The following is a 22,962-nucleotide window of genomic DNA, read 5'->3' as shown; positions in this document are numbered from 1 at the left end:
GCGGTGATGCTTGGTGCTGATGCTGGGCGGTGATGCTGATCGTTCGGTCTCAGTCCCGCCATGGCAGGGCCACGGCGTCGCTGCGGTACTGGTCGCCGTTCGCGTTGGAGCCCTCCACATGGATGGTCAGTGTGGTTTCCCGGTTGACGCGGAAGCTGTGCAGCCCATCCACCTGCGCCTCGCGCAGTTCGGCGAGCACCTTGGTCTCGTTAGTGGCCGTGTTGACCATCACGATCCGGTAGCGATCGGCGTCCGGACGGGCCGCGAAGCGCACGGAGAACGCGATCTTGCCGGGGAAGGTGGTCTGGTCGATCTCGTACAGGTTCACGCCCGTGATACGCGTGTCCGGCGTGGCGTCCAGATCGAAGTGATGCGTGACCGTTATGGTCGCCGGCGCGGAGGAACGATCCTCCTGCCATGCGGTCACCTCGTAGACGGCCGTGTCCGACTGCCCCGGCTGCGGCATGTCGTAGTACCAGTGCGCCATGGTCACCGTGCGGAACACCTCGGCACCCGTCTCGTCGCGGCGGACCACCCGGTAGTATTCGGCACCGGGCACGGCCGGCCAGCGCAGCTTGGTGGCGCGCCCGAACCGCTTGCGGCCATCATCCTCCACCTGCGCGGTGAAATCCGTTGGCGCGGGCACCGGGTCCAGTGCCGGATCCGGCGTGAAGGTGAAGTGCTCGGGGAAGGATTCGGCGAAGCCCTTCGCCACGATCCCCGCGTACTTGTGCGCGCCCAGCCGGCTCAGATGCGTGGAATCGTCCACGCCGTCCGGGAAGTTCCCGTACTGTCCGGCGGAGAACTTCATGTGCAGGATCCGTCCGTTCTCCCGCCCCAGCCGTTCGGCCAGCTTGCGCCCGATCTCGCCCAGATCCACGTGCGCGATGCCGTGCTCCCGCGCGTATTGCATGGCCAGCTTGCCATAGTCGCCGAAGCTCAGGCGCAGCTCGTGCTCGCCCGTGAACGCGTAGGTGGGCGTGGGCGAGACGATGAACGGGATCACCCCGCGGTCGGCGGCGGAGACCATGTAGCGGTTCACCCAGTCGAGATAGCCTTCCAATCCTTCGTAGCGCATGGGCCGGTTGCGGCTGGCGTCGTTCGGGCCCATCTGGAAGATCAGGTAATCGCCGGCGCGGATCTCGCGCAGCACCTCGTTGAGGCGACCCTCGTTGATGTACGACTTGGAGCTGCGCCCGCCCAGCGCCCGGTTGTGGATCACCAGCGTGCCGTCGGTGGAGCTGATGGTCCGCGACTGCACGGCCGAGCCGCCGAAATCGCGCTGGATGACCGCCTGACGGCCCGGGAACAGATAGCGGAACAGTTCCTCACCCCAGCCCGCCTGCGGACGCTCGTGATCGAAATAGGTTTGTGTGATCGAATCAGAGATCACGTAGACGTGCGGATGCTCGCGCGGGGTGGTCTCGACCGGTTCCATCGCGATGGCGTGCAGATCCAGTGTGGCCGGCTCGGGGGTGCCGGGCACCGCGCGGAAGGTGAGGTCGAACAGGCGCTTGGACAGGATCGCGTCGAAGGTGACGGTGATGGGTTCGCCGCCCGCCGGCACGGTGAACGGTTCGTAGAAGGCCAGATCGTTGATCACCGGGATGAAGGACGCGTCCGATGCGCCCGGGTTGGACACGGTGAGTGCGGTCCGGTAGGTTTTGGCGTCCGCGGGCAGCGTGAGCACGGGCGCGTTGATGTACGTGTAGGTGCCGGCGCTGTTGGGATCCGACGGTTCAAGCGCCTCGCTGGTGTCCATGACGTGAGAGGTGGTGAAGCGGATGGGGCCGATGGATTGGCTTGCGGGCAGCGGCTCGACGACCGGTTCACGCCAGCGGTAGATGCCGTCCACCCAGCCCGGCGCGGGGTTTGGGTAGGTGCGCAGCGTAACGAGGCCGTCGTGCGGTTGTTTGATGAAGTCGTAGGTGATCATGTTGTTCCTTCCTCTGTGATGTGGTCTAAGGTCGTGGTCCTTCATCCTGAATGGCGGTTGGTCCTCTTATGTCATCCTGAGCGGAGGCCGTTAGGCCGGAGTCGAAGGATCCTTAACGTTGCGCGCAATATTGCATGGCAGGGTAGGTGTGAAGGTCAAGGATCCTTCGACTCCGCGCTGCGGTGTCCGGCTACGCCGGACCGTCGCCGCCTTGGCGGCGGCTCCCTTCGCCTACGGACAGCCCACCGGGCTGCCCGCTTCACGGCTCAGTGCTCAGGATGACGGGAAGACCGGTCCCATTTCGCTCAGTACATGAAGTCATGCGCCCCGCCGGTCACGGTGACGTCGCCGCTGGGAAGTGCGATCGTGGCGGTCACGTTGGCCGGCAGATCGACGTGCAAGGTGCCTCGACCTGCCTCGTCGCCGCGCTCCCATCGCACGCCCACCGGCCCGCGCTGGGTGGCCACCGTCCCCTCGATGCGGTCCAGCGCATCGAGGGCCGGATCGATGCGCACGGTCGCGGCGCCCGGCGTGGTTACCTCCACGCCCAGAATCCGCTCAACCACGTATTGCAGCGCGGCCGCTCCCCAGCCGTGCGACTGGCTGGAACCGGTGCCGAGCGTGGGATACTGCCACTGCTCCCAGGTGAAGGTGGCATCGTAGTCGCGGATGATCCGTGCCCAGCCATAGTCGTCCGGATTGGTCAGCAGCCGCACGGCCGCGTCCCGTCGACCCGCGTCGCACAGCGCCTTGACCAGCACGTCCGCGGTCATCGGTCCCTGTTTCATGCCCAGCGAAGCCACGTGATCGGCCAGCTTGGCGCGTGCGGACGGATCGTCCGGCGCGATGCCGAACGCCAGCGCATAGGAGCTCGCGTGCTGGCTTTCATGATCGCTAGGCGTGCCGTCCGCCTTGAGTCCATCCATGTACAGGCCGCGGCCGTGCGCGTCGAACAATTTGGCGTTGATCGCCTCACGCAGGGCCCGCGCCTGCTCTCGCCGCCGCGATGCGGATGCGCCGTCGCCCACGGTGCCGGCCAGCCAAGCCACGTCGTCCAGCGCCCGGTATGCCAGCGCGTTGATGACCGTGCGCGCCGCGCAATCCGCGTCATACCCGAAACGACCCGGCTTGGGCCAGTCGATGATGCCGTGGTAATACGGTGCCTTCGGGGAGCTTCCGCCGCCGTCCAGCTCCACCACCAGACCTGCCAGCGGTCCATCCTGCGCGACCGATCGCAGTGGGTAGTCGGCCGTGCGTTCCAAGTACGGCATGGCCTCGCGCACCAGATCCAGATCACCGGACTGCATGTAGTACTCGCGCACCCAGCGTGGCATCATGAGCGTGAAATCCGGGATGTCACGGCCCAGATCCACGTTCGGATACACGCTGTTGTACTTGCCGGAATCCTCCGGGCGGCCGGACCACCAGCGGGTCTGCGAATCGAGGAACTGCCGGATCGCCTTGGCCGTGGTGGCACGCTCTCGCCAGCCGACCATCGTGGCGCGGCTGATGTTGAACCCGTCGCACAGGAACTGGCCTCGCTCGCGGGTGGGCGTGTCCATGAACTGGTTGGTGGTGCAGTGCAGCGCCGAATGGCTCATGAGCTCGAACACCCGGTCCAGCATGGGGTTTGACGTGGCCAGTGTGGCCCGTCCATCGGCTGGCACTTCGGCGTGGGCGATGCGCGCGCGAATCGCATCGCCGGCCAGAGGCAGGGCTTGTTCGGCGGCGTCGCGCAGCGGCGGCACGGTGACGTAGCGGAAGCACAGCGTGTCCCAGGCGTTGTAGGCGAATGCCTGTCCGTCCGCCGGCGGGGTGACGATGAACCGCAGGTCCGAGGCCTGGTTGGCCGGGTCGTGCGCGTCGGTTTTCACATGACCGGTTTCATCCAGCTCATAGCCCACATGCAGGGTGATCGGATCGCCTGAAGCCGCGGCGGCGAGGCCGGCCGGGAAATCCACCGAGAACCGCCCGGTGATGATTCGCCCGAAATCGGCCACCGTGGTGCCGTCGCTCAGTCGCGTGACCGAGACCGGTGCGGTCGGGATGTCCGTGACATGGCCCAGCTCGGCCGTCAGATGCGGGAAATCGGCGCAGGGGTGGGCTCCCAGCACCACGGCCGGATGCCACTTGGCGGGATTCGCCCTGTTCGCGTCCCACGTCTCCACGAAATCGCCCTCGCCGTTGCGCAGCACATCGCCGCCGTACGGTCCGGGCGCGACCAGCCATGATCCGTCCGTGCCCAGATCCCGCCGCGCGCCGTCGGCATGCCATACGATCATGTGCGCCAGAAGCGCCGGCTTGGTGTCCGGGCAGCGCCCCTGGCCGCCGCCGTACCATCGGCACAGCAGTTCGATCGCCGGGAAGCCGGAGTCGTTGGCGCCGGGCGTCCCGGAGACTGCGGCGGTCACCGCATCGGTCACGTCCCACGCCTGATAGCGCGATTCGGACGGGTAGTCGAAATTCTGCCCGCGGCCGATCCGCCTGCCGCACACATGCAGCTCGTAATCGTGCGCGCAGCAGACGTACGCGATCGCGCGGACGATCGGGGAACCGGCACGCGCGTCCTGTGGCGGGGCGACGGCCTCCGCCGATGCGCCCGACCGCGCATACCAGTACACGTTGCCGGTATCCGATCGTCCCGGCTCAAAGCCGTGCGGTCCCCGGTTGTCCTCGCGGGCCGGCACCCATTTCGCGATCGCATCCAGCGCTTCTGACGATTCGATCCACGAGGCCCGCCAGTCATCATCCACCAGCCCCACGGCGAAACGGGCCGGTCCGCCGAACGCGGTCGGCGTCCCGTCCCCGTCCCACACGCGCACGCGCCACGAATACGGCCGTCCGGGCTCCAGAGCCGGACCCGCGTAGCGCACATTCGACTGCTCCCCGGACGCCACGCGCCCGGAGCGCCAGAGCTCACGGCCGGTCACGTCGTCGGTCACCGCGATCTCATAGGCGCCCTGCCGGACCGCTGTGTCCCCGTCCGTCGTTGCCGTCCGCATCATCCATGCGAAACGCGGTCGCGCGGCCGCATTCCACGGTGCATCCGCATCGTCCGTGGTCAGTCCGTATGGGGTTCCGATGATGGCTGCGTCGCTCATGCCACATGCTCCTTTGCGCTGAATGCATCATGATTGAGGGTGAAATTGAGGTTGGTCACGTCGAAGCGGTCGATGCCGTCGATGGAGCCGAACGCGCCGGCCTCCACGCGCACGTTGTCGAATCGCACGTCGCTGATCGGCGACTCCTTGAGGCCGCGGATCATGAACGCCTGCCCGCAGCCGGTGGCCTGTATGCCGGACACGCTGATATCCCGTACGCTGGGCAGGGCCAGATCGGCCGGCACGGGCGCCGTCAGCACCTTCCATCGTTCTGGTATGGGACCATCCCAGCTCTCCGGCAGCGTGCAGGCGCTGTAGGCCGGGTGCCAGGCCAGATCCCATTCGAACGGCGTGCGCACGCCATCCATGTACAGTCCGGATGCCGATATGCCCTCCAGCGTGCCGCCGCGCGTGGTGAACGATTTGATGCGGAACCCGCAAGCGGTGCCGGAGAAGGTGATGTCGTGCAGGAACACGTCCCGGATGCCGCCGGAGGTCTCCGAGCCGAGTGTGACGCCCGCGCCGCGCAGGAATCGGCAGTCGCGCACCTCCACATGCTCGCACGGCCGGTTCACGCGCAGGCCGTCGGCGTCGCGACCGGCCTTAAGGCAGATACTGTCGTCGTTGCAATCCACCACGCAGCGCTCCACCACCACGTTCCGGCTTGAGTCGATGTCGATGCCGTCCGTGCTCGGCCCCTGTCCGTCCGTGATCGTGAGCCCATCCACGTGCACGTCCGAGCTGTAGCAGATATGCACGTTCCAGAAGCCCGATCGGCGGGATATGAAGCCGGTGAGCTCCACGTTCTCGCATTCGTGCACGATTACGTTGCGCGGGCGCTCGCAGTCATAATCCACGGCCCATCTCAGGCCCCGGCGCTCGTAGTCGGCGCGCATGCCGCCCTTGCGATCGGGTCCCCAGTAGCGGTCCCACCACACCGGGCCGTTGCTGTCGATCGCGCCGTCGCCGGTGATGCGCACGTTGCGCTGTCCGAAGGCGTTGATCACGCCGGCCGGCCAGTCCATCTCCACGCCCGCCACGCGCGAACGGCGGGTGGCATAGTCCTCGCGGCGCGTGCTGCCGAGCAGAACGGCACCTTCCTCCAGATGAAGTTCCATGTCGCTGCCCAGAAACAGCGAACCGGTCAGATAGGTTCCGGGGGGAACAAGCGCGGTGCCTCCGGCGTCGGCCGCCGCATCGATGGCGGCCTGCAGCGCGGCGGTGTCCAATGTCCTGCCATCGGCCGCCGCGCCGAACTGCTGAGGGGTGTATGCGAGTGTTGTCATGATCTGTCAACACCTTTCCGTGCGTCCTTGCATGTGCGGCCATTCTAGGCGTTTTCGGCACGGCGGGTGTCAACATCTGTCAACAAGGGCGAGTGGACGTCGTCCTGAGCGGAGCGAAGGATCCTTAACTTAATGTGTAGGATTAAGGATCCTTCGGCTCCGCTACGCTTCGCTCAGGATGACGAGAAGAGCCGGTCCCCGCTTCGCTCAGGATGACGGAGCCGGTCCCGCTTCGCTCAGGATGACATAAGAACCCCAGTCATCCTGAGCGCAGCGAAGGATCCTTGATTCCGCGCACTGTGGCCTTGGCTCGGGATGGCGGCAGGGAGCTTACCGCAGCTGTGCTCCAAGCACCCAGGCGGCATACAGGGGAAGACTGCGGAAACCATTATCTTCACCGAAATTCTTCGCGCTGATGCGGACGACGTACGGTGGATGATACTTATCCCGATATGTGCTCAGACTGCGGGCCGTGACGTTGCGACCGGACTTCACCTCGATCGGAATCACGTCTCCATGGTGATCACGCGCCACGAATTCCACCTCGGCTTTGCTGGTTGTACCCCAGTAATATGGATGCGCGTCGCGCGCGGTGAGCTGCTGAAGCACCACGTTCTCGTTCAACCCGCCTCGGAAGGCCGCAACCTTGTTGTCCATGGGCAGCAGATCCTCCGGCACGGCATCGTACAGGCAGGACAACAGGCCGGTGTCCGCCAGATAGATTTTGAATGCGGATGGATCCTCAAAGCTTTTCAGTGGTGCGATGGGATCACTGACCTGCGTCAATCGTGTAACGATGCCCGCCGACACCAGCCATGACAGTGCTCCCTGATAGGCATTTGCACGCCCGCCGGACTTGATCGCCTTGTACTGGAACTTGTGGTTCTCCCGTGCAAGTTGCCTTGGAATGCTGTTCCAGGCCTCTACCACGCGCTGTGTTTCCCTGGCGGTGGTGTACTTGGCCATGTCCGCCGTGTAGGCGGTGATGATGTTCCTCTGTACCGTGCGCGCGGAGTCGAGCGCATCCAACGGGGATTCCCGCTCGTTCATGTAAACGTCGACCGCTTCGGGCATCCCTCCCACGAGCATGTATTCGCGCATGGCATCCATGGACCGATCATGGAAGACGAACGGGTGTGAGGGCTGTTCGCAGGCTTGGCGGATCGCGTCGGCCAGTCGCTGGTCATTCCGTGCCCATAGATATTCCTCGAAGTCCATGGGGTGGAGGGTCATCATGTCGATTTTGCCAACGGGGAAGGAATACCGGCTCCGGTTCACCCTGACGCCGAGCAGACTGCCTGCCGCAATGACATGATACTGGGGAGCGTCTTCGCAAAAGTATTTGAGACTGGTCAGGGCTTGCTCGCATAGCTGGACTTCGTCGAACACGATCAGCGTGCGTTCCGGGTCGATGGGTTTGCGCAGCAGCAGCTCCAGCCCACGGACAATATTCGCCGGCGCGATGGAATTATCAAAGATCGCTGCCGCCCTTGGATCGCGGGAGAAGTCCACGTAGGCCATGTCATCGAAGCCGCGTTGGGCAAAGTGGGTGATGGCATAGGTCTTGCCCACCTGACGTGCTCCGAGCAGCACCAACGGTTTGCGTCTGCTTGATTGGCGCCAGGCATCCAAGCGTGCGTCTATGTGCCTATGCATGATTCCTCCCGCCTACAGTTACTGAAAATAGTGTACAACTTGACATTTATTTCCGGAAATAAATGTTGGTTTTGACATTTATTTCAGCTTGATGCGTGTGTGAAGGCCGGACGAACTGGGTTGCATGCCACGTCATCCTGAGCAGCAGCGAAGGATCCTTAACTTGATGTGTAGGATTAAGGATCCTTCGGCTCCGCTGTGTCCGACTCCGCCGGACCGTCGCCGCCTTGGCGGCGGCTCCCCTCGCCTACGGACAGCTCGCTGGGCTGTCCGTTTCACGGCTCAGTGCTCAGGATGACGAAGCCGGTCCCGCTTCGCTTGGAAGACGGGGTCATCCCCGCCCGCTCACTCGTCGTCGTGCGTGGCGACGGTGTAGCCGCGCGAGATGGCGTAGGCGGCCAGCTGCTCCTGCCAGTCGGCCAGATGATTCTGCGAGGCGCCGCCCGGTTTGAGGAACGGCACCATCGTGCGTTGGAAGGCCATTTCGGTCTGCGTGCTGAACGGCAGATAGTGCGCGGGCGGGGCCAATGAGGCCGATTCGAGGAAAATCGGGAGGATCTGCTGCTGGAAGAACGGGTCGATGCGCTGCTCGATCTGCGCCCTGCGCTGGAAGTACTGCGTGGCGGACAGCGTTCGCGGCGACATCAGATCCACGGCCGTGGGGTTGGATTGCGCCCAGAACGCGAAATGCAGGGCCGCCGCGCGTTTGGATGAGGGGATTTTGCTGCTGATCGCAATCGCGCCGCCGCCGATCATCGCGCTGTGCAGTTGGGTCGCCTCCCCGAACGATGGCGGCATGGCGACCTTCCATAGGCCCGGACAGTCATGGAAGACGCGCGCGATGTTGTCCGACTGCCAGTTGGCATGCACGATGATGGGGAAGTTGCCGCTGCGCAGGGCCTCGTCTCGTTCATGCCCGGTGAAGGGGCCCGCATGCATCACCCCGCTGTCGATGGCGTCCTGCAGCAGCGCCGCCGTTCTGCGCGCGCACGCGGTGTTGAGCCGCAGATCGATGCGATCGGCGTCGTCGTCCACCTGCCATAGGTCTTCGCCGCCCATGCGCAGCAGCGCCGCATAGTGCGAGGTGTAGATGGTGTCCAGCCAGGTGAGTGTGATCGCCGGATCCTCATTGTGGATCCTCGCTCCCAGATCGATCAGATCATGCCATGTTCGCGGCGGCGCGCCGCCGAACCGGTCCAGAATGTCCGTGCGATAGAACATGGCCATGGTGCCGTAATTGGAGGGCACGCCGTACAGTCCCGCCTGGCGGTGCACGGCCTGCCAGCAGTCGTCGCGGAAGCGGGGCTTGTAAGTGTTCTCGATCAGCGGCGCGGAGAAGTTGAGGAGCATGCCGTCGCTTTCCAACTGGGGCAGGTTGCGGTATTCGGTGACCAGCAGATCCGGCACGTCCTCGTTGTGGCGGAATCGCCGCCGGTATTCGGCCAAGGTGCCTTCCTGGCCGAGTGTGCCGTTCTGATTGGCGGTATTGCCATCGAAATCGGCCATGCCGCCCTTCTGCGGTTGGACCTCGATGTTCGGATGCTCCTGTTGGTAGCGCTCGATGAGCGGCTCGAGGTCCCGGATCGAGGAGGACAGCACGGTGAGCGTGATGCGCTCGCTGGTCTGCATGTGCAGGGGGTCCTCGCGGATGGTGGAGGCCGGTGCGCTGCGCCGGGTGTTGGGCTTGGCGATGCTGGCACCCGGAAGGAAGCATGAGGGCTGGCGCAGATCGATGGTCCGCGGGTGCCTGGGATCCTCGATCATGTCGATCAGCGTTTCGGCGGCCTGTTTGCCCAGATCGTCCATCGGCTCGGTGATCTGCGCGATGACGGGGGAGATGACGCTTTCATGGGGGTTGTCGCCGAGCATGACGAGCGAAAGATCCTGTGGGATGCGGATGCCGCGTCTCTGCGCGGCGACCGCGAAACCGGCCGCGATGTTGCCGGTGGAGGCGAAGACTGCGCTGGCCGGATTGCGCAGGAACCGCTCCAATGTACCCGATCCGGCCTGCGGCACGGACAGGCAGTTGCGCAGCACGCGGAATTGCATGCCGCGGGCCGCGCACCCCTTGGCCAGCAGCTGCCCTACATGTTCGGAGACCCATGTGGGCGTTTCCCGTTGCAGATAGACCAGACCGGCGTGGCCCATCGCATGCAATGCGTCAAGGGCCTGTTCCGTGGCCTGATCCGGATCGATTTGCGCGCCGACGACACGGGGAACATTGCGATCCACCGCAATGACGGGCATCTGTCCGGCCAGCTTCAGGATCTCCTGGCCGGACAGGTTCAGTGGATGGTAGAGGATGGCGCCGGTCGCTCCGGATTCCAGGAACCTTGGGGACAGGCCGTCTCCGGTGACCATATCGGTCTCCTCGAAGATCAGCGTATGGAAGCCTCGGGCATCCAGTCGCCGCTTCGCAGCCCTCAGCAGGGCCTCCGATTTGCGGTCGGACAGGTTGGGCGTCAGCGCCGCCACCAGATTCGAGGCGGGCCGTCGCAGCTGCCTCACCTTCACATATCCCATCTCGTGCGCCGTGCGCCGGATCAGCTCCTCGGTCTGCTCGCTCATGCGGCCGGGGTGGTTCAGCGCGCGGGAAACGGCGGAGGGACTGAGATTGAGGCGTTTGGCGATGGAATAGATGGTGGGTTTGGCGTCCTTGCTCATGGCTTCAATCTATCCCCGCCTGTCAACATTTGTCAACAAATTCGGATTTTGCCGTCACGCGCGCACAATGAAACCACTCCACGGTAAGGCCCGTGAACGGCGATGGCCACAATGACATGGCCGTCGTCCCACCAAAGGAAGACACTACATCGGTGGATTGGCGTCGCAGCCGGTCGGGTACACCGTTGGATCGGATAGACAAGGAGAAACGGAAATGACACGAGGACGTGTTCGCAGGAAGATGATGACCGCCACGGCGGCCACCCTGGCAATCGGTCTGGCTCTGGCGGGCTGCGGCGGCGGTGATTCGGCCGCGGTCGAGCGCGACGAGAACGGCAAGATCATCATCAACATCACGCAGGTCAAGGGCTCCTCCGTCCAGCTGCCGATGGACCAGATGGAATGGCCCGCGCAGCTCGAGGCCGCCTGCGACTGCACCATCAAGTGGTCCGAGATCGACCTGTCCGCATTCTCCCAGCAGCACAGCGCGCTGCTGGCCGGCGGCAACATCCCGGACATCGCCATGGGCCTGTTCAACGCCGAGGACGCGGCCAAGTACCCCGACTACTTTGAGGACTTCAACGCCCATCTGGACGAGTCCCCGAACCTCAAGGAGTACCTGAACGACCGCGAGGAGGTGCGCAAGATGAGCACCACCCAGGACGGCAAGCTGTACAGCCTCAACTCCGACATCACCTACGCCTACTCCGCCCGCTCCGGCAACAACGCCATCGTGATCAACAAGGAATGGCTGGACAAGCTGGGCCTCGAGGTCCCCACCACGTGGGATGAGATCACCGAGGTGCTCAAGGCTTTCAAGACGCAGGATCCGAACGGCAACGGCAAGGCGGACGAGGTGCCGCTGGGCATCGTCAAGCCGGACAACTCCCGCTTCCAGCTGTGGACCCCGTACCTGCTCCTCGCCTCCTACGGCATCACCCCGCAGGTGAATCAGGAGACCGGCGGCTACGGCTACTACGTCAAGGACGGCAAGGTGAACAACTTCATGCTCACCGACGAATTCCGCAGCGTCACCGAGCAGATCCACGAGTGGATGGCCGACGGCCTGATTCCGGCCGACGCCGCCACCATGGACTCCAGCACCTACAAGTCCATCCAGAAGAACAAGGACGGCGTGGCCTACATGGGCATGTTCTTCGACCGCAACACCACGAACATGAAGACGTGGGAGCAGTACATCTCCATCCCGGTGCCCGCCGCGCCCGGCCACTCCATCGACGAGACCACCTGGCTGCCCGACGAGGCGTGGACCAAGGGCGACGGCTTCACCACCCTCTCCGCCGAGGCCATGCAGGACAAGGACAAGGCCACCGCGATCATGAAGATCATCGACACCCTGCTGAGCGAGGACATGTCCGTCCAGACCACCTTCGGCGCCTCCCCGACCTACTCCAAGAAGACCGGCGAGGACACCTACGAGATGCTGCCGGCCATGTTCGCCGACGCCACCAAGGCCCCGGGCATGAAGGGCCGCACGTTGGCCTACCTGCGCAAGGACACCAAGATCATCAACAACGTCGAGGGCCAGGAGGACTGGGAGTACGCCTCCAACTCCCGTCTGGCGGAGACCTACAAGCCGGTGCAGGAGAAGCTGACCACCGAGAACTACTTCCCGCAGTGGCTCAACCCCACCGACGAGGACCGCGTCACCCTGGCGGACAACAACTCGGTGATCATGAACTACGCGCTGCCGAAGATCTCCAACTGGTGGTCCAACGGCGTGACCGACGCCGAGTGGGATGAGTTCGTCAACAGCCTCAAGAGCTACGGCATCGAGAAGAACATCGAGATCTGGCAGAAGACCTACGACGCCCAGAAGTAGTTCCAACCCAACATACCCATCCCATCCCTCCTGACCGATGAGGCACGGGCCGCCTTTTTCATCCTTTCCCTTCGGGCGGCCCGGCCCCATCGCCTTTCACCCTTCATCCACAGCAGCGTCTTTGTGATTTTCCGAGGAAGGAAACTGACGTGTCCACCCAAACCGTGAATTCCACGATGCGCATGACATCCAAGGAATCCAAGCCCATCGAGGCGAACGGGACGAAGACGTCCCAGGTCGTCGACAATTTCGAAGCCCGCAAGCACTGGTCGATCGGCCGCAAGCTCAGCTGGCACTTTCGCCAGTACTGGCACTTGTGGCTCATGACCATCCCCGGCATGGCGTTCGTGGCCATCTTCGCCTACGTGCCCATGTACGGCCTGCAACTGGCCTTCAAGGAGTTCACCCCCAAGAAGGGCCTGACCGGCGGCAAGTTCGTGGGCCTCAAGTACTTCGAGAAGTTCGTGACATCCCCGCTGTTCGGCGAGATCATGGGCAACACCGTCAACATCGCCCTGTGGACGCTGCTCACCGGCTTCATCGCCCCGATCATCCTGGCCCTGCTGCTCAACCAGATGCAGAACCAGAAGATCAAGAGCTTCGTGCAGACCATCACCTACATGCCGCACTTCATCTCCATCGTGGTCCTGGTCTCCATGGTCACTCTCTTCCTCACCCCCGGCACCGGCCTGCTCGGCCGCGTGTTCGGCGCGAACAACCTGCTCGCCAGCCCCGACGCCTTCGTGCACATCTACTGGATCTCCGGCGTTTGGCAGTCCTGCGGCTGGAGCGCCATCATCTATCTGGCCGCCCTGTCCTCCGTGGACCCGGGCCTGTACGAGGCCGCCAAGATCGACGGCGCCAACCGCCTGCAGCTCATCCGCCACGTGGACATCCCCACCATCCTGCCCACCTGCGTGATCCTGCTCATCATGAACATGGGCCATGTGCTCAACGTCGGCTTCGACAAGACCTTCCTGATGCAGAACACCATGAACATGCCCGCCTCCGAGGTCATTTCCACCTACGTGTACAAGGTGGGTATGGTCTCCAACCAGTTCAGCTACTCCACGGCCATCGGCCTGTTCAACACCATCATCAACTTCATCTTCCTGATGCTGGCGAACGGCATCTCCCGCCGCGTCTCCGACACGAGCATCTTCTAAGGGAACGAGGAGGTTTCCCAAATGAGCGTAGCAACCGTCAACAACATCCCCGTCCCCGGCAAGTCCGGTTCCGCGGACATCCCCTGGAACAAGAAGAAGCCCCAGCAGAAGACCGTCACCGACTGGATCATCGACATCGTGATCGGCGTGCTCATCGCGGCGATCGTGGTCGTGGTCCTCTACCCGCTGTGGTTCGTGGTGATCGCCTCGGTCTCCGACCCCGACGCGGTGTCCAACGGCACGATGAAGCTCCTGCCGGTCGACTTCTCCACCTCCGGCTACCAGCTGATCTTCAAGGACAACCGCCTGTGGACCGGCTACAGGAACACGATCATCTACTCGGTGCTCGGCACCCTGCTCAACATGGTGGTCACCCTGCCCATGGCCTTCGCGCTGTCCCGCCGCGAATGGAAGCCGCGCCGCGTGATCATGTTCCTGCTCACCTTCACGATGTTCTTTGCCGGCGGCCTGATCCCGAACTACGTGCTGTACAAGGATCTGGGCATCCTCAACTCCATGTGGGTGTTCATCCTGCCGTCCGCCGTGAACGTGTACAACCTGATCATCGCCCGCTCGTTCTTCGAGTCCTCGATCCCCGAGTCCCTGTTCGAGGCGGCCAAGATCGACGGCATGAGCTACTTCGGCTACTTCATCAAGATCGCCCTGCCGCTGTCCAGTGCCATCCTAGCGGTGATCGGCCTGTACTACTTCGTCTACCACTGGAACGACTACATGACCGGCCTGGTGTACATCCAGTCCGACCAGTTCCAGCCGCTGCAGGTGGTGCTGCAGAAGATCCTGCTCGCCGGCAATACGGTGGCCGCCGAAAACCAGTCCGCCGAAATCGCCAACTACGCGGGCCAGATCAAGTACGGCGTCATCATCGTCGCCTCCCTGCCCCTCCTGATCGTCTACCCCTTCCTCCAGAAGTACTTCAACAAGGGCGTCATGATTGGCGCGGTCAAGGGCTGATAAGCCTTTGAGGAAGGCCCGGTGGGCCTTCCGACCGCGCCAAGCGAAGGGCCTCGCCAATACGGGGCGAGGCCCGGAGCCAGCATTGAGCCTTCGCGAAGCGAAGTCCTTAATTGCAAGACCGAAGGGGGGCCGTGAAGGGCTGACGCGTTAAGCGCGGAGCCCGGTGGGCTCCGCGCTTAACGCGTCAGCCTGAGCCGCCGCCAAGGCGGCGAAGGTCGGATTGAGCCTCGCCCGTAGGGCGAGTCCCTAATTGCAGGGCCGAAGGCGAGCCGTCCATCGACGCCGAAGGTGAGCCGTTAAGTGTCTGTCGCAATCCACCTCCGACGCCTCCATCACCCGTTCCACTTCCTCGGAACACCACCCGGGTCCGGGGCCATACCCCGGACCCTTTTCCCATACCTACCCAAGGAATCCATCATGAAAATCCATCTGCTGCCCAACCGCTCCCGCGCGGGCCACGTCACATTCGGTGGATACTGGAGCCGCGGCGAGGCCCCCGCCGATGCCGCATTCGCGCTCGCGGACGCCTCCGGACTGCCCATCGACGTGCAGTCCGCTCCCGCCGCCTACTGGTCGGACGGCTCCATCAAGTGGAGCACGCACACCGCGGATGCCTTCCGCATCGGCGATGAAGCCGAACTGTCCGTTCTCCCCGCCGGCGCACCCGTCCCGTCCATCGGCCGCGCGGTCACCGTCGAGGAGACGGAGGACCATACCGGCTACATCGTGCATAACGGGGTGCTTTCCCTCATCGTCCCCAAGCCGGGCGGCGCATCCAAGCCCGCCATCGCCATGAATGTCATGCGCGGCGACGTTCCGGCGGCGGATCGCATCTACCCGGTCTTCGACTTGGAGCGTCGCGACGCGTCCGCCGAAGGCACCTGCGAAACCCGCTCGGTCACCCACTATGAGGGCGTGATCGACGCCGTGACCGTGGAACAGAGCGGTCCGGTTCAGGTCGTCTTCCGCTTCGATGGCCGCCACATCCCCAATCCGCGCATCATCGCCGACCACACCGCCACCGGTCCCGACGATCCGGTCGACATGCCCGAACCGTCCATGCCGTTCGTGATCCGTCTGGCTGTGTGCGCGGGGGAGAAGGACCTGAAGCTCACCCACACCTTCGCCTACGATGGCAAGGAATCGCGCGACTTCCTCAAGGGCATGGGCATCCGCGTGGATCTGCCGCTCACCGGCCATGCGCACGAGCATCACGTTCATTTCCAAACCGACAATGGCACGTTCCATGAAGCCGCCGAAATGTTCTTCGGCAATCATTGGGACCAATCGCCGGCCGTGCTCAGGCGCCAGCTTGACGGCGATCTGCCGGACGCCGAGCTCACCGAAAACCTGCGCAAGGCCGAAGCCGATCTGCCCATCTGGAACCGCTATGCGCTGGTCCAGGACGCGTCATCGCACTTCCGGATCGTCAAGCAGACCAAGCCGGGCTGCTGCGAGCTGACCTGCGACCGCGGATCGCGAGCCCCGGGCGCGATGGCCGTCACCGGCACATCGGGCGGTGTGATGATCGGCATGCGCGACTTCTGGCGCAAGTACCCCGGCGAACTCGAGGTCGCCGGACTGGGCACGGCTGCCGCGCAGGCCACCGCGTGGTTCCATGCGCCGGCCGCCGACGCCTATGACTTCCGCCATTACGACACCCGCACCTACACCTACACCTGCTACGAGGGCTTCGATTACATGCTCTCCACCGCGTACGGCGTGGCCGTGACCAGCGAGGCGACCATTCGGCTGTTGGACGCCATGCCCAAGGGCGGTCAGGTGGCCGATTTCGCGGCGCAGGTCGATCGCCCGGCCGTGGCCGTGGGGGCCCCGGAGTACTACCATGCCAAGCGTGCCTTCGGAGAGTGGAGCCTGCCTGCCGCGCCGGACGATCCGAGCGTCAAGCCGTCCGAGCGTTGGCTCGAAAACGAGCTCGCCAAGGCCTTCGACTACTACAAGGCCGAGGTGGAGCATCGCGATTGGTACGGTCTGTTCGACTACGGCGATGTGATGCACACCTACGATCCGGCCCGCCATGTGTGGCGCTACGACGTGGGAGGCTTTGCGTGGCAGAACACCGAGCTCATCCCCACCTACTGGCTGTGGACGTATTTCCTGCGGACCGGTCGCGAGGACGTGTACACGCTGGCCGAGGCCATGACCCGCCACACCTCCGAGGTGGACATCTATCACTTCGGGCCGCTGCAGGGTCTGGGCACGCGCCACAACGTGAGGCACTGGGGATGCTCGTGCAAGGAGCCGCGCATCGCCATGGCCGGCCATCACCGCTTCCTCTACTACCTGAGTGGCGATGCGCGCGTGGGCGACGTGATGAACGAGGTGCTGCCGGTGGACCTGACCATCAAGCGCCGCGGCAAGGGCGGTGACGGAGCCAGTTTCCCCGTGGATGGCGATCTGATGCCCACGCGCTCCGGGCCGGATTGGTCGAGCTTCGTGTCCAACTGGCTGACCGCCTACGAGCGCACGCTGGACCCGAAGTACCGCGAGTGGATCGAGCGCGGCGTGAACGACATCGCCGCCGCCCCGTTCCGTCTGATCTCCGGTCCGAGCTTCATGTACGACGTGAAGACCAAGGATCTCAAGTACATGGGCGAGGATCGCGGCACCCCGAACCAGCACCTGCAGTTGTGCCAGGGCGGCATCCAGATCTGGGCCGAGGTGGCCGACGAGCTGGATCTGCCGGTGCTGCGCGAGATGCTGGTGGAGGAGGGTTCGTTCTACACGCTGAGCGCGGAGGAGAAGCTACGGCGCTGTGGCGATGAGGAGCTGGCCCATCGGCCCTTTGGATGGCCCAGCCTGATCACCGAGATTCTGGGGCTCGCAGCCACGGATACGAATGACGAAAAGCTGGGCCGATTCACCTGGGACGTGCTGTTCGACACGGTTCTGCGCGGCGGCGACGGCGGTTACAACCCCACCGCTTACACGCGCGACGGCGGTGGCCGCACCGAGTACGACATCCCATGGAACTCCACCAACTGCACATCCCGTTGGGCCCTCGGAGTAATCGACAACCTCGAATACATCCGCCAATGGCTGCCCGATGAGGTCCCCACCGAAGTCACCGGCGGCGACTTCTTCCACTGATCCATCTTGCTTCAATCCGGCTCCTCTCTTTGAGGGGAGCTGGTTCCTTCTCGTCATCCTGAGCGGAGCGTAGCGAAGTCGAAGGATCCTTAATTGTGCGCACACACTGCAAGGCACTGTGCAAGAGGCTGTGCCTCCGCTCAGAATGACGAAAACCGCCATACATGACAGCCCAGCGACGAAAGGATTTACACGCATGTCCCCGACCGAACGATACCGCACCACCTCCGCCCGCCTTGCCTCCGCGGGATCCATCCTCTACGGCGGTGACTACAACCCCGAACAGTGGCCGGAGGAGACCTGGCCGAGGGACATGGAGCTCCTCAGGAAGGCGGGCGTCAACGAGGTCACGCTCAATGTGTTCTCGTGGGCCACGCTCCAGCCGAGCGAGGACGAGTACGACTTCTCCAAGCTGGACAGGATTGTGGATACCGTCACGCGCGCCGGTATGAGGATCATGATGGCCACATCCACCGGCTCCCTGCCCGCGTGGATGGTCCTGCGGCATCCGGACGTGGCCCGCGTGGAGTTCGACGGCACCAAGCGCCGGCATGGCTACCGCCACAACCACTGCGCGACCAGTCCCACCTACCGTGAGTATGCGGCGAAGTTGGCCGGCAAGCTCGCCGAGCGCTATGGCGGGCTGGAGAATCTGGTCGCATGGCATGTCAACAACGAGTACAACGGCTTCTGCTGGTGCGATCGCTGCGCCGCAGGATTCCGGGAATGGCTGGCCGGCCGCTACGGGTCCATCGAGGCGGTGAACGAGGCCTGGAACGCCGCGTTCTGGGGGCATACCTACCACTCGTTCGGCGAGATCTTCCCTCCGAACCTGCTGGGCGACGCGATTCCCGGAGGCAAGTCGGTATTGCCGGCCTTCTCGCTGGATTACCAGCGCTGGTATGGCGAGACGGTCCTCGAGACATTCAACGAGGAGAAGCGGGCCATCCGCGCCTTCGATCCGGTCAACCCGGTCACCACGAACTTCATCGGCCACCTGCGCGACTACGACTGCCTCGGTTTCGCCTATAACCCCGAGACCGACGGGGGCGTGGACGTGTCCTCGTGGGATCTCTACCCGGGCAACGATCCGTCGGCCAATGCGGACACCTGCCTCAGGCACGACCTGTACCGCGCGGTGAGCGGGCAGCGGCCGTTCGTGCTCATGGAGCAGTCGCCGAGCCGCCAGAACTGGGCCACCTACTGCGCGCAGAAGCGCCCCGGGCAGTTGCGCATGCAGTCATGGCAGGCCGTGGCGCGCGGCGCCGATGCGGTCCAGTACTTCCAGCTCAAGCAGTCGCGTTCCGGATGCGAGAAATTCCATGGCGCGGTGATCGGCTCGGACGGCACCGATCGCACGCGCACCTTCCGCGAGGTGGCTGCGCTGGGCGCCGAACTCGCGCGCGTCACGCCCGGCATCCTGGGCGCGCCGAAGGAGCGTGGCAAGGTCGCCTTCATCTACGACTGGCCGAGCGACTGGGGTCTGGGCCTGTCCGCCGGGCCGTCCAAGGCGCTCAACTACATCGCGGAGACCTTGGTGTGGTACCGGGAGCTGTACCGTCGCAACATCCCGGTGGACTTCGTGAGGGCCGGGGATGATCTGGCCGGCTATGACGCGGTTGTGGCGCCGCTGCTCTACATGGCTCCGGCGCGTGTGACGGACGCGCTGCGTTCATACGTGCTTGGCGGCGGTCGTCTGCTCACCACCACCATGAGTCTGTTGGTGGATGAGCACGACAGCCTCCATCAGGGCGAGGCTCCGGTCCCGTTGCGGGATCTTGCGGGCGTGTGGGTGTCCGAGACCGATGCGATCGCGCCGGATGCGCCGGTGGATCTGTCTTTCGGCGCGTCGTCGGACGGTTCGGCGCAGACCGTCCTTCCCGGCGGCGGACGTCTGCTGTGCGACGTGATCGAGGCTGATCCGGGCACGCAGGTGCTGGCCACCTATGGCGGGGACGACTACTATGCGGGTGCGCCGGCATTCACCTTCCGGCCCTCCGCGGGCGGTGGTGGCGTGTTTTATGCGGCCACGCTGCCGTCCGGCGACGCGGTCCGTCGCATGATCGGCGCGCTGGTGGACGGTGTGGTGCCGGAGCCCGCCGATGTGACCGTGGACGAGGGGATTGAGATCTCCCGCCGCGTGGCGGAGGACAGGACCACCTACCTCTTCCTCACCAATCCGTGGCCGGGCGCGCATAAGGCCGTGCTGCATGTGGCCGGTCGCGAACTGATCGCCGATCGGCCCGTGAAACCTGGCAACGAACTCGTCCTGGACCGGTTCGGAGTGGCCGTGGTGCGCTACTGAGCGGCGGATGGCCGGCGTCATCCTGGGCGGCGCGGCTTGTTTTCCCAACGTCATCCTGAGCGAAGGCGAAGCCGGAGCCGAAGGATCCTTAACTGTATGCGCACAAATTAAGGATCCTTCGACTCCGCTACGCTTCGCTCAGGATGACGAAGGAAGGCCATTCCGCCGCACTCAGGAAGACCCCCGCAACCTCTGGCAACCCATCCGCCCAACCGGCCCGGACGGCCTACAGTGGCGGAATCGGACCGCTGAAGGACCATTCAAAGGAGAAAGCCGAATGACCACTTATGAACTCAATGGCGACTACACCCCGGAGCGCGGTTTCGGGCTCATCACCGACGCCGCGCGCGCCGCGAACGTGACTCCCGGTCCCGCCCAGCTCAACGCCGGCTTCGAGCCGCAGCCCTGGTATCGCGCCGGCGAGCCCTTCCGTGCGGGCCAATCCTCCGGCGTCATCCCGTCATTGGTGCGCGTGGACGTGCCCATGCACGGCGACTATGCGGTCACGCTCACCATCGCGCAGAACCGTGGGGATCGCGCGGCTTCGGGCGCGGCTGCGGACAGCGTCGATCCTGTCGCCGACGCCCGTTATGGGGACATCTCGGACACGGGTCTTGCCGATCGTGACGTGCTGGTGTTCGCAGGCCCCCGCCAGCTTGTCTTCAAGGGGGAGCTGCCGGTCAACGGCGACCCCATCGTCGTCGAGACCACGGTCAACGTTTCCGATTTCGTACCCCGGTCCGTCACGGAACTTGCGCGCGTGAATCATCTCATGCTCGCCGTGGTGGGCGTGAATGCCCGTCCGGTGCGCGTCACCGTGGAACCGGCTCCCGCCCTTACGCCCACCGTGTGGATCGCCGGCGATTCCACGGTCACCAACGAGCCCGCGCAATACCCCTACGCCCCCTCGGACACCTACTGCGGCTGGGGCGCTTGCCTGCCAGCATGGCTGGATGGTTCCATCGCCGTGTCCAACCACGCCCGCTCCGGACTGACCTCCGTCACCTTCCGCTCGGAAGGGCATTACGCGCCCGTCCAATCCGACTGGCGGCCGGGCGACTACTTCCTCATCCAATTCGGCCACAACGACCAGAAGCGCCCCGAGCTGGACGCGCGCGGCGGCTATTGGCGCGAGCTCGACCGCTACATCCGCGAGGCGCGCGAGGCCGGCGTGTATCCGATCCTCGTCACATCGCTCGCCCGCAACACCTGGAACGCGGACGGCACCTACAATGATCTGCTGCATGACTGGGCTTCGGCGGTGATCGATCTGGGCCGCGAACGCCAGGTGCCCGTGCTGGATCTGCATGCGCGCAGCATGGCGTTGCTCAAGGATCTTGGCGACGAGTCCGCGCGCCCGATGTTCCATGCCGGCGATCGCACGCACATCCACGACGTGGGCGCCTACCGCATGGCCGGCATCGTGGCCAGTGAGATCACGCGCGTGCTTGCTCACTGGGAGGGCCGCAATGCGGCGGAAACCCAGACGTACCGGGCGTTGGCGGGCCACATGACCGCAGGCTTCGGTGACTGGCCGCTGCCGCCGCGCGCGCACGATCTGGATCGCCCCCAGCTTGTGGTGGACCAGTATCTGAACCCGCTGTATCTGAAGTACACGGCCGAGCCATACATCACCGGCGACATCTCGCCCTTCCGCAAGGCCATGATGCTCACGCCGGTGGGGGATGGGACGGGTGAGCCCGGTTCCGCCGCGGTGGAGTGTGCCGGGAAATCCGTGGCCCGTCCGTTGGACGTGCTCCTCTATGTGGGACGCGCGATCGATCCCGAACCGGTCGTCAAGGCGCATCCCGAACTGGCCGGGGCGCTCGCGGCCGGTCATGCCGTGGCGCTGATCGCCTACCTCGCCGAGGAGATCGAGCAGGATCCGTCCGCGCCGGCCATCCCGCCGGCCGCGCTTGATTATCTCCGGGCCAATGCGGCGCGGTTCGGCATCAATCCGATACCGTTGTCCGTCGGCCTGTTGGGCTGAACGGGCTGATCGGGGTCGTTTCGGGCCGACTGACCGTGCGCGATGCGGCGGCCGGGTCAGTCGGCCGCGCGATCGGCCAGCAGCAGATCGGCCAGGGCGCGGGCCATCTTCGCGTGGTTCTCGCCGTCCATATGCAGCTTGTCCAGATCGCTCGCCTCGGCCACCTTCGCGCCGTCAAGGAACAGGCATCCCTCCCTGTCGGCGATTTTGCGGATTTCGGGGGCGAGCTTCAGGGACACCTCGCGCGCCTCCTCCCGGAAGCCGATGAACGGGCTTTCGCCGATGCCGGGGCGCAGCAGGATGGGGGAGACGATCACGATGCGCGGCGTGTCCTGACCGCGATTGCCGGTGTGCTTGACCTCCTGGACCAGCATGTCCACGCCGGCCGCGATGGCCCTGGCATCGGCGCGGAACATGTCCTTCATGTCGTTGGTGCCCAAGGCGATGATCACATAGTCGAGCGGACGATGGGTGACCAGCGCGATCGGCAGGGCCTCGATGCCGCTGCGGTGCGGTTCGAGCGGGTTGTTGTACACGGTGGTGCGACCGCCCATGCCCTCCTCGATCACGTACCAGTCGTCGCCGAGCAGTCGCTGCAGCCGCCCGGTCCAGCGCACGTCGCGCGGATGCCGACCGCCCGCCGGGTTCGTCCCGTTGGTGTTGGAATCGCCGAAGCACAGCACGTTGATCATGATCGTGAAACTCCTTTGTGATCGTCCGCAACCATTATGGCGTGATTCGCACCACCGGTGCTGCGGGTTGACTGTTGTTGCCGTTGTTGCCTGACCTGTCATCCTGAGCACTGAGCCGTAAAGCGGACAGCCCGGTGGGCTGTCCGTAGGCGAGGGGAGCCGCCGCCAAGGCGGCGACGGTCCGGCGTAGCCGGACACCGAAGGGCGCAGTCGAAGGATCCTTAACTGTGCGTGCTG

Annotated in this window: 12 protein-coding genes; 6 read left to right on the top strand and 6 right to left on the bottom strand. The window is 64.6% G+C overall.

Annotated elements, in window-relative coordinates; all coding sequences use genetic code 11:
* Positions 1 to 49: 49 nt before the first annotated feature.
* The 5 genes from EMO90_RS04550 to EMO90_RS04530 form a co-directional block, all read right to left on the bottom strand.
* A complete protein-coding gene (locus tag EMO90_RS04550) occupies positions 50 to 1,936 on the bottom strand; it encodes an SGNH/GDSL hydrolase family protein (RefSeq protein WP_190971942.1) in 1,887 nt (628 codons plus the stop codon).
* Positions 1,937 to 2,241: 305 nt separating this feature from the next.
* The gene (locus EMO90_RS04545; protein ID WP_150353439.1) at positions 2,242 to 5,037 is read right to left on the bottom strand and encodes a family 78 glycoside hydrolase catalytic domain; all 2,796 of its coding nucleotides are present in this window, start codon (positions 5,035 to 5,037) and stop codon (positions 2,242 to 2,244) included.
* Positions 5,034 to 6,323, bottom strand: coding sequence for a glycoside hydrolase family 28 protein (locus EMO90_RS04540; RefSeq protein ID WP_150353438.1), 1,290 nt, complete (start codon positions 6,321 to 6,323; stop codon positions 5,034 to 5,036). The genes EMO90_RS04545 and EMO90_RS04540 overlap by 4 nt, the downstream gene beginning before the upstream one ends.
* 330 nt (positions 6,324 to 6,653) lie before the next feature.
* Positions 6,654 to 7,979, bottom strand: a complete 1,326-nt coding sequence (locus EMO90_RS04535) for an ATP-binding protein (protein ID WP_150353437.1) — start codon at positions 7,977 to 7,979, stop codon at positions 6,654 to 6,656.
* 345 nt (positions 7,980 to 8,324) lie between these two features.
* Positions 8,325 to 10,643: an extracellular solute-binding protein gene (locus EMO90_RS04530; protein ID WP_150353436.1), complete on the bottom strand. Its 2,319-nt coding sequence runs from the start codon at positions 10,641 to 10,643 to the stop codon at positions 8,325 to 8,327.
* 214 nt (positions 10,644 to 10,857) lie between these two features.
* On the opposite strand from EMO90_RS04530, the gene EMO90_RS04525 reads away from it, so the two are divergent.
* From EMO90_RS04525 to EMO90_RS04500, 6 genes are all read left to right on the top strand, one after another.
* Positions 10,858 to 12,486 (top strand): type 2 periplasmic-binding domain-containing protein, encoded by a 1,629-nt coding sequence (locus tag EMO90_RS04525; RefSeq protein ID WP_150353435.1) that lies wholly within the window; start codon positions 10,858 to 10,860, stop codon positions 12,484 to 12,486.
* 182 nt (positions 12,487 to 12,668) lie between these two features.
* The gene (locus tag EMO90_RS04520) at positions 12,669 to 13,652 is read left to right on the top strand and encodes an ABC transporter permease (RefSeq protein WP_150353457.1); all 984 of its coding nucleotides are present in this window, start codon (positions 12,669 to 12,671) and stop codon (positions 13,650 to 13,652) included.
* Between the two features lie 21 nt (positions 13,653 to 13,673).
* Positions 13,674 to 14,624, top strand: coding sequence for a carbohydrate ABC transporter permease (locus EMO90_RS04515; RefSeq protein WP_150353434.1), 951 nt, complete (start codon positions 13,674 to 13,676; stop codon positions 14,622 to 14,624).
* Positions 14,625 to 15,044: 420 nt separating this feature from the next.
* Complete coding sequence (locus EMO90_RS04510) at positions 15,045 to 17,738, top strand: exo-rhamnogalacturonan lyase family protein (protein ID WP_150353433.1); 2,694 nt, start codon at positions 15,045 to 15,047, stop codon at positions 17,736 to 17,738.
* A gap of 196 nt (positions 17,739 to 17,934) precedes the next feature.
* Positions 17,935 to 20,043 (top strand): beta-galactosidase, encoded by a 2,109-nt coding sequence (locus EMO90_RS04505; protein ID WP_190971940.1) that lies wholly within the window; start codon positions 17,935 to 17,937, stop codon positions 20,041 to 20,043.
* A 277-nt stretch (positions 20,044 to 20,320) separates the two neighbouring features.
* A complete protein-coding gene (locus EMO90_RS04500) occupies positions 20,321 to 22,033 on the top strand; it encodes a rhamnogalacturonan acetylesterase (RefSeq protein ID WP_190971939.1) in 1,713 nt (570 codons plus the stop codon).
* Between the two features lie 56 nt (positions 22,034 to 22,089).
* On the opposite strand, the gene EMO90_RS04495 is transcribed toward EMO90_RS04500, so the two are convergent.
* Complete coding sequence (locus tag EMO90_RS04495) at positions 22,090 to 22,725, bottom strand: GDSL-type esterase/lipase family protein (protein WP_150353430.1); 636 nt, start codon at positions 22,723 to 22,725, stop codon at positions 22,090 to 22,092.
* Positions 22,726 to 22,962: the final 237 nt, after the last annotated feature.

It is taken from the genome of Bifidobacterium vespertilionis (assembly GCF_008698145.1).
Lineage (GTDB): Bacteria > Actinomycetota > Actinomycetes > Actinomycetales > Bifidobacteriaceae > Bifidobacterium > Bifidobacterium vespertilionis.
This window is presented reverse-complemented; position numbering and strand designations above follow the sequence as displayed.

Excerpts from the sequence above, each read along its gene's own strand:
- EMO90_RS04520 (WP_150353457.1), top strand. The coding sequence starts at position 12,669 with ATGACATCCAAGGAATCCAAGCCCATCGAGGCGAACGGGACGAAGACG.
- EMO90_RS04550 (WP_190971942.1), bottom strand. The coding sequence starts at position 1,936 with ATGATCACCTACGACTTCATCAAACAACCGCACGACGGCCTCGTTACG.
- EMO90_RS04535 (WP_150353437.1), bottom strand. The coding sequence starts at position 7,979 with ATGCATAGGCACATAGACGCACGCTTGGATGCCTGGCGCCAATCAAGC.
- EMO90_RS04515 (WP_150353434.1), top strand. The coding sequence starts at position 13,674 with ATGAGCGTAGCAACCGTCAACAACATCCCCGTCCCCGGCAAGTCCGGT.
- EMO90_RS04545 (WP_150353439.1), bottom strand. The coding sequence starts at position 5,037 with ATGAGCGACGCAGCCATCATCGGAACCCCATACGGACTGACCACGGAC.
- EMO90_RS04495 (WP_150353430.1), bottom strand. The coding sequence starts at position 22,725 with ATGATCAACGTGCTGTGCTTCGGCGATTCCAACACCAACGGGACGAAC.
- EMO90_RS04530 (WP_150353436.1), bottom strand. The coding sequence starts at position 10,643 with ATGAGCAAGGACGCCAAACCCACCATCTATTCCATCGCCAAACGCCTC.
- EMO90_RS04525 (WP_150353435.1), top strand. The coding sequence starts at position 10,858 with ATGACACGAGGACGTGTTCGCAGGAAGATGATGACCGCCACGGCGGCC.
- EMO90_RS04500 (WP_190971939.1), top strand. The coding sequence starts at position 20,321 with ATGACCACTTATGAACTCAATGGCGACTACACCCCGGAGCGCGGTTTC.
- EMO90_RS04510 (WP_150353433.1), top strand. The coding sequence starts at position 15,045 with ATGAAAATCCATCTGCTGCCCAACCGCTCCCGCGCGGGCCACGTCACA.
- EMO90_RS04505 (WP_190971940.1), top strand. The coding sequence starts at position 17,935 with ATGTCCCCGACCGAACGATACCGCACCACCTCCGCCCGCCTTGCCTCC.
- EMO90_RS04540 (WP_150353438.1), bottom strand. The coding sequence starts at position 6,323 with ATGACAACACTCGCATACACCCCTCAGCAGTTCGGCGCGGCGGCCGAT.